The organism is Ruminococcus sp. D54t1_190329_F1 (assembly GCF_015551645.1).
In the GTDB taxonomy this organism is placed as follows: domain Bacteria; phylum Bacillota; class Clostridia; order Lachnospirales; family Lachnospiraceae; genus Blautia_A; species Blautia_A faecis.
Genome location: NZ_JADNDC010000024.1, coordinates 1 through 16,718 on the forward strand (window position 1 = coordinate 1; position 16,718 = coordinate 16,718).

The 16,718-nt window shown below is 41.0% G+C and carries 20 protein-coding genes and 1 riboswitch; of the genes, 15 read left to right on the forward strand and 5 right to left on the reverse strand.

Annotation, left to right across the window (positions count from 1 at the left end):
- The first annotated feature begins 280 nt into the window (after positions 1 to 280).
- Positions 281 to 1,435, forward strand: coding sequence for an alanyl-tRNA editing protein (locus I2D69_RS12040; RefSeq protein ID WP_195379960.1), 1,155 nt, complete (start codon positions 281 to 283; stop codon positions 1,433 to 1,435).
- Positions 1,436 to 1,442: 7 nt separating this feature from the next.
- Here I2D69_RS12040 and I2D69_RS21110 read toward each other — a convergent pair whose 3' ends face one another.
- On the reverse strand, positions 1,443 to 1,649 hold the full coding sequence (locus I2D69_RS21110) for a DUF6783 domain-containing protein (RefSeq protein WP_347708395.1): 207 nt from the start codon (positions 1,647 to 1,649) through the stop codon (positions 1,443 to 1,445).
- Between I2D69_RS21110 and I2D69_RS21115 the strand changes: the two genes are divergently transcribed.
- Both I2D69_RS21115 and I2D69_RS12045 read left to right on the forward strand, forming a co-directional pair.
- Positions 1,581 to 1,730, forward strand: a complete 150-nt coding sequence (locus I2D69_RS21115; RefSeq protein WP_334285800.1) for a DUF6783 domain-containing protein — start codon at positions 1,581 to 1,583, stop codon at positions 1,728 to 1,730. The two genes, I2D69_RS21110 and I2D69_RS21115, sit on opposite strands and share 69 nt — an antisense overlap.
- A 3-nt stretch (positions 1,731 to 1,733) precedes the next feature.
- The gene (locus I2D69_RS12045; protein ID WP_319017125.1) at positions 1,734 to 2,624 is read left to right on the forward strand and encodes an amidohydrolase family protein; all 891 of its coding nucleotides are present in this window, start codon (positions 1,734 to 1,736) and stop codon (positions 2,622 to 2,624) included.
- On the opposite strand, the gene I2D69_RS12050 is transcribed toward I2D69_RS12045, so the two are convergent.
- The gene (locus tag I2D69_RS12050) at positions 2,605 to 3,762 is read right to left on the reverse strand and encodes a hypothetical protein (RefSeq protein ID WP_195379961.1); all 1,158 of its coding nucleotides are present in this window, start codon (positions 3,760 to 3,762) and stop codon (positions 2,605 to 2,607) included. The genes I2D69_RS12045 and I2D69_RS12050 overlap by 20 nt on opposite strands.
- Positions 3,759 to 3,983 (reverse strand): hypothetical protein, encoded by a 225-nt coding sequence (locus I2D69_RS12055; RefSeq protein WP_118578827.1) that lies wholly within the window; start codon positions 3,981 to 3,983, stop codon positions 3,759 to 3,761. Before I2D69_RS12055 ends, I2D69_RS12050 begins: the two co-directional genes overlap by 4 nt.
- 340 nt (positions 3,984 to 4,323) lie before the next feature.
- Positions 4,324 to 4,425, forward strand: a riboswitch (THF riboswitch).
- A gap of 86 nt (positions 4,426 to 4,511) precedes the next feature.
- Here I2D69_RS12055 and I2D69_RS12060 point away from each other — a divergent pair.
- Positions 4,512 to 5,072, forward strand: coding sequence for a folate family ECF transporter S component (locus I2D69_RS12060; RefSeq protein WP_173718422.1), 561 nt, complete (start codon positions 4,512 to 4,514; stop codon positions 5,070 to 5,072).
- Positions 5,073 to 5,282: 210 nt separating this feature from the next.
- On the opposite strand, the gene I2D69_RS12065 is transcribed toward I2D69_RS12060, so the two are convergent.
- Together I2D69_RS12065 and I2D69_RS12070 are read right to left on the reverse strand one after the other, a co-directional pair.
- The gene (locus I2D69_RS12065; protein WP_173770903.1) at positions 5,283 to 6,038 is read right to left on the reverse strand and encodes a GNAT family N-acetyltransferase; all 756 of its coding nucleotides are present in this window, start codon (positions 6,036 to 6,038) and stop codon (positions 5,283 to 5,285) included.
- A 289-nt stretch (positions 6,039 to 6,327) separates the two neighbouring features.
- Complete coding sequence (locus I2D69_RS12070) at positions 6,328 to 6,948, reverse strand: GDSL-type esterase/lipase family protein (protein WP_173770902.1); 621 nt, start codon at positions 6,946 to 6,948, stop codon at positions 6,328 to 6,330.
- 274 nt (positions 6,949 to 7,222) lie between these two features.
- On the opposite strand from I2D69_RS12070, the gene I2D69_RS12075 reads away from it, so the two are divergent.
- From I2D69_RS12075 to I2D69_RS12125, 11 genes are all read left to right on the forward strand, one after another.
- On the forward strand, positions 7,223 to 7,732 hold the full coding sequence (locus I2D69_RS12075) for a prepilin peptidase (protein ID WP_118578012.1): 510 nt from the start codon (positions 7,223 to 7,225) through the stop codon (positions 7,730 to 7,732).
- Positions 7,729 to 8,742 (forward strand): hypothetical protein, encoded by a 1,014-nt coding sequence (locus I2D69_RS12080; protein ID WP_118578011.1) that lies wholly within the window; start codon positions 7,729 to 7,731, stop codon positions 8,740 to 8,742. Before I2D69_RS12075 ends, I2D69_RS12080 begins: the two co-directional genes overlap by 4 nt.
- On the forward strand, positions 8,739 to 9,932 hold the full coding sequence (locus I2D69_RS12085) for an ATPase, T2SS/T4P/T4SS family (protein WP_195379962.1): 1,194 nt from the start codon (positions 8,739 to 8,741) through the stop codon (positions 9,930 to 9,932). Before I2D69_RS12080 ends, I2D69_RS12085 begins: the two co-directional genes overlap by 4 nt.
- The gene (locus tag I2D69_RS12090) at positions 9,929 to 10,681 is read left to right on the forward strand and encodes a type II secretion system F family protein (protein ID WP_173719046.1); all 753 of its coding nucleotides are present in this window, start codon (positions 9,929 to 9,931) and stop codon (positions 10,679 to 10,681) included. The genes I2D69_RS12085 and I2D69_RS12090 overlap by 4 nt, the downstream gene beginning before the upstream one ends.
- Positions 10,682 to 10,684: 3 nt before the next feature.
- On the forward strand, positions 10,685 to 11,701 hold the full coding sequence (locus I2D69_RS12095) for a type II secretion system F family protein (RefSeq protein WP_118578008.1): 1,017 nt from the start codon (positions 10,685 to 10,687) through the stop codon (positions 11,699 to 11,701).
- A 79-nt stretch (positions 11,702 to 11,780) separates the two neighbouring features.
- Complete coding sequence (locus tag I2D69_RS12100) at positions 11,781 to 11,960, forward strand: Flp1 family type IVb pilin (protein ID WP_118578007.1); 180 nt, start codon at positions 11,781 to 11,783, stop codon at positions 11,958 to 11,960.
- A gap of 44 nt (positions 11,961 to 12,004) precedes the next feature.
- Complete coding sequence (locus tag I2D69_RS12105; protein ID WP_195379963.1) at positions 12,005 to 13,504, forward strand: DUF5702 domain-containing protein; 1,500 nt, start codon at positions 12,005 to 12,007, stop codon at positions 13,502 to 13,504.
- An 80-nt stretch (positions 13,505 to 13,584) separates the two neighbouring features.
- On the forward strand, positions 13,585 to 14,382 hold the full coding sequence (locus I2D69_RS12110; protein ID WP_195379964.1) for a hypothetical protein: 798 nt from the start codon (positions 13,585 to 13,587) through the stop codon (positions 14,380 to 14,382).
- 28 nt (positions 14,383 to 14,410) lie between these two features.
- Complete coding sequence (locus I2D69_RS12115; protein ID WP_187566134.1) at positions 14,411 to 14,821, forward strand: prepilin peptidase; 411 nt, start codon at positions 14,411 to 14,413, stop codon at positions 14,819 to 14,821.
- Positions 14,818 to 15,252, forward strand: a complete 435-nt coding sequence (locus I2D69_RS12120; RefSeq protein ID WP_226814859.1) for a TadE/TadG family type IV pilus assembly protein — start codon at positions 14,818 to 14,820, stop codon at positions 15,250 to 15,252. Before I2D69_RS12115 ends, I2D69_RS12120 begins: the two co-directional genes overlap by 4 nt.
- Positions 15,253 to 15,255: 3 nt before the next feature.
- On the forward strand, positions 15,256 to 16,710 hold the full coding sequence (locus I2D69_RS12125) for a DUF6382 domain-containing protein (protein ID WP_118578003.1): 1,455 nt from the start codon (positions 15,256 to 15,258) through the stop codon (positions 16,708 to 16,710).
- Positions 16,711 to 16,718 lie beyond the last annotated feature (8 nt).

Genomic DNA, 16,718 nt, shown 5'->3' on the forward strand with positions numbered 1-16,718 from the left:
GTTCACGACAGCTGATGCCAGAATTAAACTGGCAAAGCTATATCCAACAACACTTTAAAAACTAGATGGATGTACTACTAGAGCGTGTTTGAAAAATCATTCCCGCAATCTGCACGCCCCACTTTGTGGGAGATTGCGGTATATTTGAACGCGTCCTGAAATGACTAAATACAGAGAAAAAATAAAAATTGCGGGAAGAGCATAAATAGACTATAATCAGTTTCGTGAATAAAAGATAGAAATAAATCCTGCTGTTTAATTTATGAAAGAAGGAGCATTTATGTACGAGACAAAAAAGTTATATTATGAAGATGTATATAAAAAAGAATTTACCGCCAAGGTGTTGGAGTGTCGTGAGAGCAAGAAAGGCTATGAAATAATTTTAAACCAGACAGCTTTTTATCCAGAAGGAGGCGGACAGCCCAGTGACACCGGTATATTAGGCGGAATAAATGTTAAGGAAGTTCATGAGAAGGATGGAGAGCTAATTCATTATACAGATGGGCCTTTGGAAGTCGGTATGGATGTAATAGGAAAAATTAACTGGGGCAGAAGATTTGATCTTATGCAGCAGCATTCCGGAGAGCATATTGTAAGTGGGCTGGTACATGAAGCATTTGGATATGACAATGTGGGATTTCACATGGGAAGCGATGTGATCACCATCGATTTCAGCGGAATGCTGGATGAAGAACAAATGGCCGAAATCGAAGCGAAAGCGAATCAGATTATCTGGGAAAATCAGAAAGTTGAGATTTTTTATCCTACAGAGGAGGAACTTAAAAATCTGGATTACAGAAGCAAGAAAGAGCTTTCTGGATGGGTTCGTATTGTGCGCTTCCCAGGAGCAGATACCTGCGCATGCTGCGGAACTCATGTGACGCGTACTGGAGAAATTGGAATGGTGAAGTTGCTTTCTGTGGTGAAATTCCGTGAGGGGGTTCGTATGGAAATGCTGTCAGGTAAGCGAGTGCTTGATTATCTGAATATGGTAAATGAACAGAATCGTCAGATTTCCGTGAAGCTGTCTGCGAAAATGGACAAAACAGCGTCAGCGGTAGCAAGGCTTCAGGATGAAAATTTTGCTCTGAAGGGAAGAGTACATGCGTTAGAAGAAGAATTTATCGTTGGCGAAGCTGCTAAATGGAAAGAAAAAGAGAATGTGCTTTTATTCCAGGAAGGAATGGAAGCAGGAAGCGTTCAGAAGCTTACAGATGCAATTTTACAGGTCTGTAAGGGGCGTTGTGCAGTATTCTCCAGGAATGCAGATGGAAGCTATAAGTATGCTATGGGAGAAAAAGACGGAGACTTACGTCAGTTTACAAAAGAGATGAATGCAGTATTGAATGGCAGGGGAGGCGGTAAGCCTTTCTTTGTACAGGGGTCTGTGCAGGCTTCCGAGAAAGAAATTCGAGCCTTTTTCGAAAATAAATAGCAGTTGTTCAGTTCCTTCGCAAAAGCACCTTGCGGAATAGCACCCGCTGAATAGTTGCAATAAAGAATAAAAGAGGATTGAAAAAATCCGTATTAGAGCGTGTTTGAAAAAGCATTCCCGCAATCTGTACGCCCCACTTTGCGGTATATTTTGCCCGAATTCGGTTGTCGTAGCCCGCTACGACGCCCTCCTCCGGACAAAATCTCCCACAAATTGTGACGCACATCTTGCAGAAGTCCTTTTTTCAAACACGCTCTGCGGAAGAAAGGAAAAGCTGAATTATTTTTCAAGATAATCAGTGTTATATGAAGAAATGTTTGGAGAGTGTCATGCGCACCTGATCATGGATGGACTGAATTATAAAGATGCAATTTCTATTCATAAGGATCATGTAAACGATGAAGTGATACGGAAACATCTGAAAGTTTATGAAGAGCTGGGGATTGTCTTTGTAAGAGATGGTGGAGATGCATTAGGAGTATCGGAAAGAGCCAGGAAACTGGCACCAGAATATGGAATTGATTATCGTACTCCTATTTTTGCCATCCATAAAAATGGACACTATGGCTCTATCGTGGGAAAAGGTTTTGACACTATGAAAGAATACCATGTCCTTTTGAAAGAAGCGAAAAACAAAGGGGCAGATTTTATTAAAATTATGACCACAGGACTTCTGGATTTTAATAACCATGGACAGATTACCGGAACGCCTTTAGACAGGAAGGAAGTCCGTGAGATGGTACATATCGCCCATGAAGAAGGGATGGCGGTGATGAGCCATACCAATGGGATTTATGGCGTACAGGCAGCTGTGGAAGCTGGTGTGGATTCGGTAGAACATGGAAATTATATTGATCCGGAAACAATCAGAGAATTAGCTGACAGTGATAGTGTATGGGTTCCTACTCTTGTGACAATTCGAAATCTTCGTGGATGTGGAAGATATAAGGAATCAGTGCTGGATCCTATTATAGAACTGGCCGCAAAGAACCTTCGTCTGGCATACAAGTACCGAGCAAAGGTGGCTCTTGGAAGTGATGCAGGAGCTTATATGGTCTTACATGGGAAGGGCTTAATGGATGAATACCAGGCATTTATGGACATTCTGGGAGAATCCGGGGATGTGAGAGCCTGGCTGGCAGATGGAGAGAAAAGGATTCAGGACACCTTCAGGCGTCCTGAATCTTGATAGATGTATAAATGTTGGAATTTTTGGATTTTGTAGGATCAAAGGTAATGCAGATACCTGCGCCGGATTCCATATTACTGGTGGAGATATCCTTTGCCCCCTCTGTAAAGCAGGTTATGGTTGCGCCATCGCCAGTTTGAAGTGTGACGGTATTTGCTGTATGGCCTATAATTGTACCGCTGACTGTGCTGGTAAGTTCCCGGCTTCCAAGAGAATCCGGATCATCACCGGTGACTGCTGTAACAGTAACACCATCCAGTGAATTTCCCTGAAATTGTCCAGTGTAAGTTATGGTTACATAGGAGCCTGGTGCTGTTCCACCTTTAAAGTAAGAAGGAGTCTGAGACAAATCTACATTTATTGTGCTATCAGAGCCAGAGGGAAGAACTGTGAGCGTATTCAGGGAAATATTCTGAATTTCTGCATGAATCTGCTGTTCTTTTGCTGAGTCATCGGCAGGAACTTGTGCAGGATCTGGTGTTGGTGTTGGATCTGGAAGTGTAAGCGGATCAATATCTGAAATGCTTAGTACTTTCAGATGACTGGCATTAAGAGAAGAACTTTGGGTATCCTGACTGGAAGCAAACTTGCCTTTAAAATGAATGTATACCCATACACCGGTACGGATGCCATTCTGATAATATTGTTCTGTTCCAGTGATTGGATAGGTGGCTGTTTTGCCTTTTTTATTTTTTATGGTAATGGTATTTGGAGCCAGACTCTGTACTTCCCCATAGGCCTTTCGTACTTCCAGCTGATTCTTTTTGTGAAAGTCGTCTACTACTTTCAATGCTTTTACAGTGCTGGTATCCTTGTTAGAGAGCTGCCCCTCATAAATGACACTGATTTCATCTCCAGTGATCATGCCATCTTCGCATTCCAAAGTTGCTTCAGAAAGATCAAAAACGTAAGTTTGTTCCTGGCTTTCCATAGTCAGGGTGGCACCGGTGAAATCCTTAAGGGTTCCTTTGATTTCATCCATATAAACACGCTGTTTGGGTGTTTCTGAAGTGTTCTGTAAGGTGGTTTCACTCTGGTCAGAAATAGAAGTATAGCTGGTGATCATATCACCGGCAGTACATCCTGACAGAGAGAACAGTACCAAAGAGCCAAGTAATAGTTTTGTGAAATTTTTCATTGTTGCTTTGTATCCTCCGAATCCGGAAATGGTACAGGAAGAAAATCGAAAACCTCTCGGCAGGCATTCCATTCCTCCGAGTTATCCGGCATACGATAGCCAAGTCCTGTACATTCTGTAGTAGCATTTGTATTCATGTAATTATTATAAAAAACATTGTAAGGATTCTGTAGTGGCGGCTGTTTTTGGCAGGATGATTTGTTTGTGGATTTTATATTCATAGAAACACTCCTTTTTGTCAAATATTTTTCCTATATAAGGGAAGATATTCTTAGAATATGCGAAAAAGAGGAGAGTATGCACAAACATTTGTCAGTGAACAGTAACGACTAATTGTTACTGTTCACTCCGTGACCAGTAACGCGCTTCGCGATGCACAGAAATCATGCATTCGCATGATTTCGCGCTAAGATTCTCGGGTTTTCTGTGAACTTTGTTCACAAAAAACACTCGCGGAACGTTACCAGTAAACAGTAACGACTAATTTATTTATGTGAATATTATAACAAATACATATTGAAATTTCTATATTTTGTGCTATAATCATTTTAAATAAATAATAGCGAAGTAGGAATTTATGCGTCAAGTGTTCATTGGCTGGGGAGTCGCCGTGAAACGAAAAGCAGCAGGACTGTTTACGATATATTTTCCGCACCCGTTGCTACATGTGAGAACATCTCATAATGTGGAGGGATTATTATTTATGGTAACTACTCTGTTATTTTAATCATTATGGAGGTGTTTTTTTTATGCGTAAAAACAAACAGACATGGAGTGTTAAGACTCTTGTATTCCTTGCACTGCTGGTAGCAATCCAGCTTGTGCTGTCACGCGTTCTGGTAATTGATCTTGGTGTATATCGAATTACATTGGGAACTGTCGCCACTGTATTGGCAGGTCTTTGGATGGGACCTGTAGCTGGTGGTGTAGAAGGTGCTGTTGCCGATATCATTGGATGTTTTATGAAAGGCTATGGAGTTAATCCACTGATTACTTTATCAGCAGTTGCCTGGGGTGTGATCCCCGGACTGGCTGGAAAACTAATGGCTGAAAAGAACAGAAAAGTAAAGACTGTTGTTATGTGTGTCGCAATTGCAGTCTCTGGCGTAGTGGGAACACTTGGACTGACCACTGCAGGACTGGTAATGATCGGAGCAAACTTCTATGCAATTATGCCAGGACGTCTTGTACAGTTTGCAATCATGACTCCAATCTACTGCGTACTTACCAGTCTTCTTTATTTCAGCCCGCTTACAGGCATGGTTGTAGGAAACATAAGACCTGCTAAGCTGGAGAAGAAGACCGTATAAATGGCAGCAGTCCAGGAGCTGAATTATATACAAAACCCCAAATTAAATAATATGGCATAAGATGGATTATGAAGCAATGTACTTACTGGAAAGTTGATTGTTTGAGAAATCAACTTGTTGAATAAGTCAAAAAATACGATTCCCAAATAAAAGGCTGTGATCAGGATAAACACTGATCGCAGCCTTTTTTAAACATGCTCTGAAAAGTTTTCAGTTTGTATGTGTCTGAACCCGGAACCAATAGGTGTAGAGATAATGAAGTCCAAGTGATTCATAAAGATTACGTGCTGGAGTGTTTCCCTCTACTACCTGAAGATAGGCCTTAGTTGCGCCTTTCTTTTTTCCTTCTTTTAGAAGTGCAGTACAAATCTGACGAGCATAACCCTTGTGTCTGAAATCTTCGCGAACATGGATAGCGTACAATCCAATATAATTTCGATCCAGAATGCCAAGCCCGGTTGCAATAATTTTTCCGTTACTCCAGATGGAGGCGCATACGGTGTCTTTTACGATGGCATGATACATGGATGGAACTACAGCACGGTGAACAGGATTAATGGTGCCTTTCAGATCAAAAAGACTTTCAATCCAAATATCTGGAATATCGTCAGTAAGAGTTACCTGATCGCAAGGCGCAGAAAGATCTGCTCCATCCAGTGAGGCTGCCATAACATTTGTTGTATGCTGGATTTCGTAGTTGCGGTTTTCCAGAAGATAATCAAAATTCGGAGAAACCAGAGGACTGATCTTAAAAATTGCAGGGCTGCCCAGTCGGGCATACTCTGCTTCGCAGAAAGAAACCTTTTCCCTCCAGGAAAGGGTAGAAGTTCCGAACTGCTCCACACTGTTTGTTCTATGTGTATAAAAATAGGAAAAACGGAGAATCCATCCATCATAAAGCTCCATTTTATGGGAGGGCCATGCATTTAGTGACATATCTTCAATTTCTTTAATGATTTTATCCATAAAAAAACCTTCTTTTATAAGTTTAGGGTCATTATACATAATTGTATCCAGCAATGCAACTGAAAATAGTCTGTTATAAGACAGATTGCTTTTTACACATCTTGCAGAAAGCCTTTTTCAAACACGCTCTAGTACATCGTTTCGTAAATAACTATACCAATCGCGTAGGATGTGAATTCGAGTGTGCAGGTATAAAAACGCAGGCGTAGCGGGCTACGCCGAGGCTTTTATACCTGTGCAATCGGATTCACAGACAAGTGAGTGGTATAGTTATTTCGAAAACGATGTACTAGTACGGTGAATAGCCGCAAATTAATTTATACAATCTGTCTGCCAGAAATTTTTGTCCCTGCTCAGTAAGGTGAATCCCATCTGTAGTAATTTCTGAATATCCATAACGACGCGCCTTTTCATTCAATTCCTCATGCAATGTAAGATAAGGAATTTGAAACTGTTCTGATAGCTGGTGGATCATTTGTGATATTTTCTGGCGAAAAGGAAGCCAGGTTCTATAACAGGCAGGCCAGGGAAAAAGAAAAGGCTCCATTAAAATAATGCGCGAGTTCGATTTTGCTAATATTGTTATAAGATCTGCATAGCATTTGTAAAAAGAAAAAAGCATATTCCTCTGCTGAAACGGTGTTCTGTCCGTATTCATTATTAATCCAATATCATTAATTCCGATTAAAATTGTTATAATATCACTTGTAAAATCAGAATCACCCTGAATTCTCTGCAGGAGTCTGTTTATAGTAAAGCCGTCAGTGCCATAATTGCGTACCTGATAGTCTGAGCCGTCCCTTTTAAGACAGTCTGACAGCATTTTTACATAGCCATTGCCAAGGAAATCTCTGGAAAAGCAGTGTTCACAATCGGTGATGCTGTCACCAAGACATGTTAATATTGTCATAATTTTACCTCCGTTAATATTATACTGCAAGAACAAAAAGGTTTATAGTTTTTTTAGAAAAATTTGTAAAAAAAAGACTGGACAAATGGAGATAGAGAACCTATAATAAGACTCACCAGAAGTCATCTGGTATCGAAGGTCATCTTTTCAGATCGACTATTCCCTATTCTACGAAAGATAAAATACAGAAAGCCTTTCTCAAACAGGCTCTAAAATACTTCAAGATAGCCTCCTGTTATTAGTAAACCTATGTAAAAGAAGGGATGGTACGTCTATGCTTTTTTACAGAATATTTCCTGCTATAGCGGCAGGCTGCGCCGCTCTGATGGATATTCAGAGAGCGAAGGTAGACAATGGCTGGCTGCTTTTTTGTGTATTGGTCAGTTTGTTTACGCGAATATGGAAAATGGATGTTAGCAGTCTCGGATCTTGGATATGCGGTCTGCTGGTACCGATACTGATTCTGGGGATTTTATTCATATTCAGAATGCTGGGAGCCGGAGACATCAAGCTCTTGAGCGTTATTGGAAGCATGATCGGACCGACGAAAATTCTCAATTGCATTTCCTATTCCTTTCTGATTGGAGCTGTCATATCAGCTGCTCTTATGATTTCAAGCGGCATTGTCTGCCAGCGAATTCTTTACTTATTACATTACATCAGTGTTTATTTCAAAACAGGAAAAAGAGAACCCTATTACAAAAGCGGTATGCCGTTGGAAAACTTTCATTTCACAGTTCCTATATTTTTAAGTGCATTGCTTTATGCGGGAGGTGTCTATTGAAGAAGAATATTTTTGCTGTCTGTGATCTTGAGGTGGATTATGCCTTGAATTTTATGGATTATCTTAATCATAAGAAAAATATCCCATTTGAGATTCAGGCATTTACCAACGTAGAGAGTCTGATCGCCTATGGGAAAATGAATCACATAGAGTTGCTGCTGATTTCCCAGAAGGCTATGTGCCGTCAGGTGCAGGAATTGGAAATTGGTAAAATTGTTATACTTTCGGAAGGCGTGCACCCACCGGATCTGGACCGTTATCCAAGTGTGTATAAATATCAGGCCTCTTCAGATGTTGTGCGAGAAGTGATGGCGTGTTACGGAGCCGAGAAAGCAGTAGCTCCGGCTGTTTTTCCTGTACTGAAAAAGACCACGGAAATTTATGCAGTATATTCTCCTTTGGGGCGCTGCCTGAAAACATCGTTTGCACTTACATTAGGACAGATTCTGGCAAAAGAAAGAGCTGTTCTTTATCTGAATCTGGAGGAATACTCCGGCTTTGAAGAAATGTTGGGAAAAGGGTTCGCACAGAATTTAAGTGATCTTCTTTATTTTGTACGGCAGGAAAATGGAAATCTGATTTATAAGATGAACAGTATGGTACAGACAATAAACAATCTGGATTTCATTCCGCCTGTACGTACGCCAGAGGACATACGAGGAACTGCATGGGAAGACTGGGAAAAACTGATACAGGAGATTGTACTTCACAGTAATTACGAATTTGTGATTCTGGATATTGGAGGGGCTGTAGATGGGACTTTTCAAGTTCTGGATATGTGCCGGAGAATTTATATGCCAGTGCTGTCTGATCCGGTATCCATATCCAAGATTGCCCAATTCGAAAACCTGATAAGAATCTGGGATTATCCGCAGATTCTTACCAGAACTGTAAAGGTACGCCCGCCTTTTCATGGAGGAAATGTGGCACCGGAGAATTATATTGAAGGGCTGCTGTGGAGTGAACTTGGAGATTATGTCAGGGAAATTCTGAGAAAGGAAAAGGAATGAGTCAGGAAATCTTTCGCAAACTGAGACAAATGCTCATGGAGAAGCTGGATGTTTACCGGGAACTTACAGACCAGGAAATTCTGGAAACGATTGATGAGCTGATCGTAAACACTCTGCGGGAATCAGGAGTGAGCCTGAAAGAAAAAGTGCAGCTTCGCCAGGAACTGTTTTATTCCGTCAGGAAGCTTGATGTATTACAGGAATTGATCGAAGATGAAACTGTAACTGAGATTATGGTGAATGGTCCGGATTCTATTTTTGTAGAACGAAAAGGAAAACTGACAAGGTGGCCGAAGTCTTTTACAGATCAGGAAAAGCTGGAGGATGTGATACAACAGATAGTGGGAAAATGCAATCGCATTGTGAATGAATCATCTCCTATAGTAGATGCCAGACTGGAAAATGGCGCCAGAGTCAATGTGGTTGTGGCTCCGGTAGCATTAAATGGTCCAATTCTGACAATAAGACGTTTTCCGGATACTCCAATTACAATGGAAAAGCTGATTGAACTGGGAAGTATAACTCCAGAGTGCGCGTCCTTTTTGGAAAAACTGGTAAGGGCCCGGTATTCAATTGTAATTGGCGGAGGAACGGGAAGTGGGAAGACCACATTCCTGGGAGCTTTGTCAGAGTACATACCAAAAGATGAACGGATTATCACTATTGAGGACAATGCAGAACTGAAGCTTCAAGGAATTGCAAATCTGGTGCGCCTTGAAGCCCGGGCAGCGACCATAAACGGAGCACCGGGAGTAAGTATAAGAGATCTTATTAAGTCTGCACTGCGTATGAGACCGGATCGAATAATCGTAGGAGAAGTACGGGGTGGGGAAGCTATGGATATGCTTCAGGCATTGAACACCGGGCATGAAGGCAGTCTTGGGACAGCTCATGCAAACAGTTGCCGTGATATGCTGGCCAGACTGGAAATAATGACATTGATGGCGGAACTGGATCTGCCGCTTCAGGCGGTAAGAAGGCAGATCGCCTCTGGCGTAGATATTCTGGTGCATCTGGGACGTATGCGCGACAAATCAAGAAAACTTCTGGAAGTTTCAGAAGTATGTGCGTATGCGGATGGAGAAATCAGGATACAACCATTGTATCAATGGCAGGATGGGCGTGGTCTGATGCCTGTGGAGCCTCTCCTGCACAGAGAAAAACTGGAACGGGCGGGGGTGAAATTATGATCAGGCAGAAAGTTGATTATGGAAAATACAGATATTCTCAGAAAGAAATTTTAAAATATATAGGAGAAAGTGCAGCATTGTGTGGTGCTGTAGATTATTTGTTCTATCAAACACCTTGGGTAATGTTACTTGTGGTTCCGGTTTCTGTGTTCTTTCTGAAGTGGAAGAAGAAACAGATGATCAGAGAAAGAAAACGGCGCCTTAATTATCAGTTTCGGGATGCATTGAATTCTATGAGTGTGGCGGTACAGGCTGGATATTCTGTGGAAAATGCAGTTTCTGCCTGTGTGCGTGATCTAGAGCAGCTATATCCGAAGAATGAAGATATTGTAGCTGAATTTCGTTATATAGAGACACAACAGAGAGTGAGTGTGCCGGTAGAAGAATTATTTCTGGATCTTGGGCAGCGCTGTAAGGTTGAGGATATTGAAAACTTTGCTTCAGTTTTGTATACAGCAAAAAGAAGCGGTGGTGATCTTGGAAATGTAATTCAGAAAGTGGCTCGAATGCTGGGCGATAAGATTGATGTAAAAAAAGAAATTGAAGCGACTCTGGCTGCGAAGAAGTCGGAACAGATGATCATGAGTCTTATGCCGGCAGGAATTATTCTTTATCTGCAGCTGGCATCACCGGGATTTCTGGATATTCTCTACGGAAATCCATTTGGAATCTGTGCAATGACAGTCTGTCTTACAGTATATGGAGCTGCTTACTGGATGGGGAAAAGAATTGTGGAAATCGAGGTGTAGTTGATGTGGCTCCATATTGTCATTTTTGTTATATTATTGCTTTTGACCGTATGCAGTACTTTAGGTTGGATCCATGTAGAAAACATTGGTACGGTAAAAGGCAGAAAGATGTTTCTTGTGGTTGCTCTGGCAGGAAATATAACAGGAGGACTGCTGACTTGGACAAAAGGTGGCGGACAGGTATTTGAAGACGGTTATGAGTTGAAAAAGGAGGAAAATGCTTATGAAGAAAAATTTATGGTATCCGTGGAAGGAGAAGAAACAGGCAGTGTCTATGTACAGATCCCGGAAAAAGAACTGGAAAAGGAAGATACCGGGCAGCCGGAAGTGTTGACGAAAGAGGAAGACGAAGAACAGAAGCTTTTGGAATTTGTAGCAAATTATAACAGCGAACTGGAAGACTCTGAGTATTATTATCTTCCATCTGACTGGGAAGGAAGAAAACTGGAGTGGAAAATACCTTATGATACTACCGGAAACATGTTGGCAGCAATTTTCCTTGCAGCAGCATTTGTCATGATTGTTATAATTGCGCGAGAAGAGCAGAAAGCCAGAACGAAAAGATATGAAGAACTGATGATGGACTATCCGGGACTGATCATGAAGTTCACCTTGTTGGTGCAGGCTGGAATGACTGTTCGAAATACGTTTAGGAAGATGGCTTCGGATTATAAAAACAAAAATGAAAAACGTATTGCATATGAAGAGATTGTTACTGCCTGCCATGAAATGGAGAGTGGAATTTCAGAAATGGAAGCCTATCGCCGCTTTGGTGAAAGGTGCGGACATGTAAAATATAAAACATTTGCAACATTATTGATCCAGAATCTTCAGAAAGGCAGCCGCCATATGGGAGAAATGCTAGAAAAAGAATCTGTGGAAGCCTGGGATGACAGGAAAAGAAAAGCAAAAGTTCAAGGAGAAGCGGCAACTACCAAATTGTTATTCCCAATGATACTGATGCTAGGCGTTGTAATGGCTATTGTTATGCTGCCGGCCTGTCTGTCCTTTTATGGATAAATCCAATCCGAAGGCCGATTTTCATATTTAAAAAGAAAAGTGCCAAAGGAAATTTTTCAGGCTGAGGGAGGTGAGAAATATGAGCGAACTGCGCAGACTGATGAGAGAATTTCTGTGGGAAGAAGATGCTGTAGGCGTTGTGGAAATTATTCTGATCCTTGTAGTTCTTATTGCACTGGTCATGATTTTTAAAGACCAGTTGACCAGTCTTGTGAAGAATATTCTGTCAAAGATCACAAAGCAAAGTAATTCTATTTAAATGATTTCCAACTAACAAAATGATTTGAAAAGGAGAGGTGCGCCATGGTAAAAAGAGGAAGTATTACTGTTTTTCTGGCCTTAACCCTTGGACTTATTCTGTCCCTGCTGAGCTCAGGACTCGAGTCAGCAAGAATGGCTGCGGCCAGAACTCAGATTTTGAATGGGATGGATATTGGACTGTATTCTTTATTTGGACAATATGACAAGTCCCTTTTAAAGGATTTTGACTTGTTCGCTGTTGACGGAGCCTGTGGGGGAAAGGAAATGAATCTGGCCTCTATATATGATAATCTGGAATCTTATATGAAGCCTGTGATGAAGCAAAATAGTCAGAAATTGTCAGTACAGCAGGGTGGCATTTCCGGTTATCTTCTGATGACAGATTCAGAAGGTGAAGTCTTTTATCAGCAGGCAGTCCAATACATGAAAGAAACTCTTGGAAGCCATGGGGCAAAGCTCCTTTTAAACAAAATTCAAGATATGCAGAAAAAGACAATTGAAGCGGAGCGACAAGGCAATGAGATAGAAAGTAAAGGAACCATTGAAAATTATGAAAGTGAAATGGATACTGCACAACAAAAAAGTCAGGCTTTGCTGGAAGAAAAAAAGAAACAGGAACAGCAGAATGGGCAGGATGGGTTTACAGATGGGAAAATGCTTCCGTCTGTGACAGAAAAGAATCCTCCTGCAAAAGTTGAAAATCCTATTCCAGTAATTCGAAAAGTACGAAAAATGGGACTTCTGGATCTGGTTCTCCCTTTTGGAAAAGAAGTTTCTGACAAAAAGGTAAAAACTAAAGAATTGGTTTCAGGAAGAAAACTTGAAACAGGATTGGCAATGGAGGATTCCGTAAAAGCAGATGGAAGTATGCTTTCCCAGGTTTTGTATCAGCAATATCTTATGGAAAAACTGGGAAACTATATAGAACCAGGAAAGAGCGGCTTAAGCTATCAGATTGAGTACATTATTGGAAAGAAAAACAGTGATGAGGCAAATTTGAAAGATGTAGCGAAAAAACTTTTGATGGTTCGGGAAGGACTTAATGTTGCATATCTGGTTTCAGATGCGCTTATGATGGGGCAGATTCATGCCATGGCAGCGGCAATTGCAGCCGCATTTCTTATTCCACCGGCAGTTGTGGTGATTGAAGGTGCGCTGATCCTATGCTGGGCTTTTGCTGAAAGTATTCTGGATGTAAGAGAGCTATTTGCCGGCGGAAAAGTGTCTTTAACTAAGAATGCCTCTAACTGGCAGCTGTCGCTGCAGGGGCTACCGGCATTGGTAGATAAGCTGGATACGGACAGGCAAAACGATGTAAACGGGTTATCCTATGAGGATTATTTGCAGATATTTTTATTGACAACTTCAAAGGCGCAAAAAGTTAAAGGGGGTATGGATATGATTGAAAGTTCGTTTCGGGAGATGGAAGACTGGAATGAATTTTGTCTGGATCATTGCATTACTGCACTGGAGGCTTCTGTGGATGTAAAGGCAAATAAAAGAAAAGTGTTTACCGTAACGCGGGAATATCACTATATTTAGCTGGAAAATAGATTGTCTTTTGCCATATTACTATATAAGAAAGGCGCAGAAGGATGCTTTCCCGGAAAGGAGATGGAAAATTGATTAAAAGAAAAAAGAGAAAAGATATACAGGCTCTAAGGAGCAGAACAAGAAGGAAGAGTTCTCTGGGAATCCGGTCTGTCAGAAAGTCCCCGTTTTCTGCCAGAAGTCTTTTCGGAAAAGTGTCTTTGTGCGCCTTTGGGAAAGAAATAAAAGAGCAGGTAAAAAAAGCCAGTCTCACGATAGAAGCGGCCTTTGCCCTTCCACTCTTTTTCTTTGGAATGGTGACAATGATACATTTTATGGATGTATACAGAATTCAGACGGAACACTTGAGCAAACTGTGCCAGAGTGCAAAGGAAGCCGGAATGTATGCGTATGTGGTGGGAGGCGACGGAGTAGAAGAAATTACGCTTCCTGATGTTTACAAATACAAGCCAATTGGCGGATTGATACCGCTTCCGGCTAAATGGCAGTATAACAAGGTGAGGGTTCATGCCTGGACTGGCGCGGACAGAGGAAATGGGAATAGTGAAGAGAATAAAAAACCGGAAAATATGGTGTATGTAACGGTTTCAGGTTCGGTATATCACAAAAAGCTGAATTGCAGTCACCTTAATTTGTCGGTTACTAAAGTGTCGGGTGGAAATGTTTCTTCCAGACGAAATGAAAATGGAGAGAAATATCATGCATGTGAAAGCTGCAGTAGAGGGCAAGCTCCAGGAAGTACAGTTTATATCACAAAATCTGGAAAACGTTATCATAATGACAAAAATTGCAGCGGCTTAAAAAGGTCCGTACGTCTGGTAAAAGAGTCGGAAGCTGGTAATCTGCATGCATGTAAACGATGTGGTTAACAAGAAGAAATGGAAGGGGAATAAAATAATGGAACGAATTTGTATTCTTGCATTTCTTGGAATTAACAGTTGGAAAGATATACACACAAGAGAAGTTTCACTTTTGTCAATTGGTGTATTTGGAATTGTGGGAATGGTAAGAGCATGTTTTCTTGGAACTGTGAGTGTGAATCTGGTATGGAATGTCTGTATGGGGGCCGCTGTGATCGGGCTCAGTATCATCTCGAAAGGCGCTGTCGGGATGGGAGATGGTCTTTTATTTCTGTCGCTTGGGACAGTACTGCCTTTTGAGGAACTTTTGTCAGCATTTTTATTGGGACTTTTTTGCTGCTGTTTTTGGGGAATTGTGGTGTTATTTCTGTCAGGCAAAGGGAAAAAGACTGAGATGCCTTTCGTTCCATTCCTTATGTTGGGATATATTGGAGGTTTAATTTATTGAAAAAGAGAATAAAAAAGGGAAGCATGACAATAGAAGCAGCACTTTTAATGCCGTTGCTTTTGCTGGTTGTGATGATAACTTTGTATTTGTTTTTTTACGTACATAATAAGGTCTGGCTCACAGCCGCGGCTTACGAAGCAGCTCTTGACGGCAGTATGGAAACGGCACGGCCAGAAGGGAAAAGTCGTGATAAAGCATTAAAAAAAGGAAAAGAACTTGGGAACACCGGATTTTATGAAAGCAAAAACCTGAAACTTCAGGTCAGCGAAGGAAAAAAAGTGCAGGTAACGTATGATCTTGATATGTTTTCCGTATATGGAGGATTTAACAGTCATTTGCAGGTAAAGGGAAGTGTAAAAGTAATAAAACCGGTAACCTGGATCCGAAAAGTAAAGGGACTTTCTGAAGTGTCAAATAAGCTGAAGGGGTAAAAAATGAAATCAGAATATAAAAGAGATATAAATGGAAATTATCTTGTGCTGTATGAAAATGAAGAACCAGATACTTCTTCTTATCAGATGAGAATGCTGGTTGGCAATTCGATTCCATCTATTCTTAAATGCAGAGTGCAGGGAGTTGATGGACAGTTTATGGTGTGTTATGACATTACCTCCAAACAGTCTTTGCTTTCTCTTTATGAAGAAAAGAAAATGGGTTACGAAGATCTTCAGATGATCCTGGGTGGATTTGTGCAGGTGATGGAAGATATGTCAGAATATTTGCTGAATCCATGCAGGTTAGTATTGAAGCCAGAGTATATGTATGTAGATGTGGAAAAGAGACAGATCTATTTTTGTTATCTTCCTGGATATGATGAAGATGTGAGACAGAAATTTCAGGAACTGACAGAGTATATTCTTCCGATTCTGGATCATGAAGACTCAAAGGCTGTAATGCTTGGGTATGGAATATACAGAAGAGCTTTGGAAGACAGTTTTCATTTGGAATATATAAAAAAGGAACTTTATCAGGATAGAGAGGAAATAGAAAAAACAGTTGGTTCCTCAATTTTGCAGGAATCAGGCACTATGACAGAGAAAAGGTGTAATTCAGATGGCAGTGAGAAAATTGATCTGTTTGAAAATTATGGGGAGTCAAAAGAGGAAAAGCCTCAGGAAGAACATCTGGAAGAGTTGCTTTGGGAGGAAGAATTATCTGAAAAAAAGAAAAAAGATGTTGGGGGTACGTCTAAAGGATTTTTGATTTGGTGTGTAGCAGCTGGATTTTTTGCACTGGTGGTTGTGGCCGCAGAAACACTGGGGTATCTGCCGAGGGTATCTATGCAGGTTATTCTGGGAGTGGCAGCTGGGATTATGGTAATTGGAATGTTGTGTACCTGGGGTGTGTCCGTTATAAAGAATAAGAATTGCATCAGACATGAGAAAAAGGGACATCTGGAAATACAGAATAAAAGAGAAAATAAAAAAGTGAGTGAAGACTCAGGAAAAGATAAGGTGAACTTTAAAGATAGCATTGAAAGAAACACGACTTCAATGCAAAATACAGCAGAAGTATTGCACCAAAAAGAAAAAATATCAATATCACAAAAAAATTGCGGCGAAACAGTGGTTTTATCTGCGAATATTGTTACTGGACCGGCAACTCTTGTAAGCCGTGAACCTGGTGAACTTGCTACGATTTATCTTCAGAATGAACTTACGGTAATTGGAAAAATGGAGAATGCAGCGGATGCGGTGATCGAACTTCCTACAGTAAGCCGGATACACGCGAAGATACGGAAACGGGAGGGAGAATATTATCTTACGGATTTGAATTCACGCAATGGAACATCTGTAAATGGCAAAATTTTAAAAGGGGATGAGGAATATTGCCTTCAGGATCAGGATCAGATAGACTTTGCGCAGGCCAGGTATGTGTTTCTGAAATAAAATAACAG

Coding starts and splice junctions, on each gene's coding strand:
- I2D69_RS12095 (WP_118578008.1), top strand. CDS start 10,685: ATGTGGCTCCATATTGTCATTTTTGTTATATTATTGCTTTTGACCGTA.
- I2D69_RS12055 (WP_118578827.1), bottom strand. CDS start 3,983: ATGAATATAAAATCCACAAACAAATCATCCTGCCAAAAACAGCCGCCA.
- I2D69_RS12125 (WP_118578003.1), top strand. CDS start 15,256: ATGAAATCAGAATATAAAAGAGATATAAATGGAAATTATCTTGTGCTG.
- I2D69_RS12105 (WP_195379963.1), top strand. CDS start 12,005: ATGGTAAAAAGAGGAAGTATTACTGTTTTTCTGGCCTTAACCCTTGGA.
- I2D69_RS12100 (WP_118578007.1), top strand. CDS start 11,781: ATGAGCGAACTGCGCAGACTGATGAGAGAATTTCTGTGGGAAGAAGAT.
- I2D69_RS12075 (WP_118578012.1), top strand. CDS start 7,223: ATGCTTTTTTACAGAATATTTCCTGCTATAGCGGCAGGCTGCGCCGCT.
- I2D69_RS12070 (WP_173770902.1), bottom strand. CDS start 6,948: ATGACAATATTAACATGTCTTGGTGACAGCATCACCGATTGTGAACAC.
- I2D69_RS12085 (WP_195379962.1), top strand. CDS start 8,739: ATGAGTCAGGAAATCTTTCGCAAACTGAGACAAATGCTCATGGAGAAG.
- I2D69_RS12090 (WP_173719046.1), top strand. CDS start 9,929: ATGATCAGGCAGAAAGTTGATTATGGAAAATACAGATATTCTCAGAAA.
- I2D69_RS12115 (WP_187566134.1), top strand. CDS start 14,411: ATGGAACGAATTTGTATTCTTGCATTTCTTGGAATTAACAGTTGGAAA.
- I2D69_RS12060 (WP_173718422.1), top strand. CDS start 4,512: ATGCGTAAAAACAAACAGACATGGAGTGTTAAGACTCTTGTATTCCTT.
- I2D69_RS12050 (WP_195379961.1), bottom strand. CDS start 3,762: ATGAAAAATTTCACAAAACTATTACTTGGCTCTTTGGTACTGTTCTCT.
- I2D69_RS12065 (WP_173770903.1), bottom strand. CDS start 6,038: ATGGATAAAATCATTAAAGAAATTGAAGATATGTCACTAAATGCATGG.
- I2D69_RS12040 (WP_195379960.1), top strand. CDS start 281: ATGTACGAGACAAAAAAGTTATATTATGAAGATGTATATAAAAAAGAA.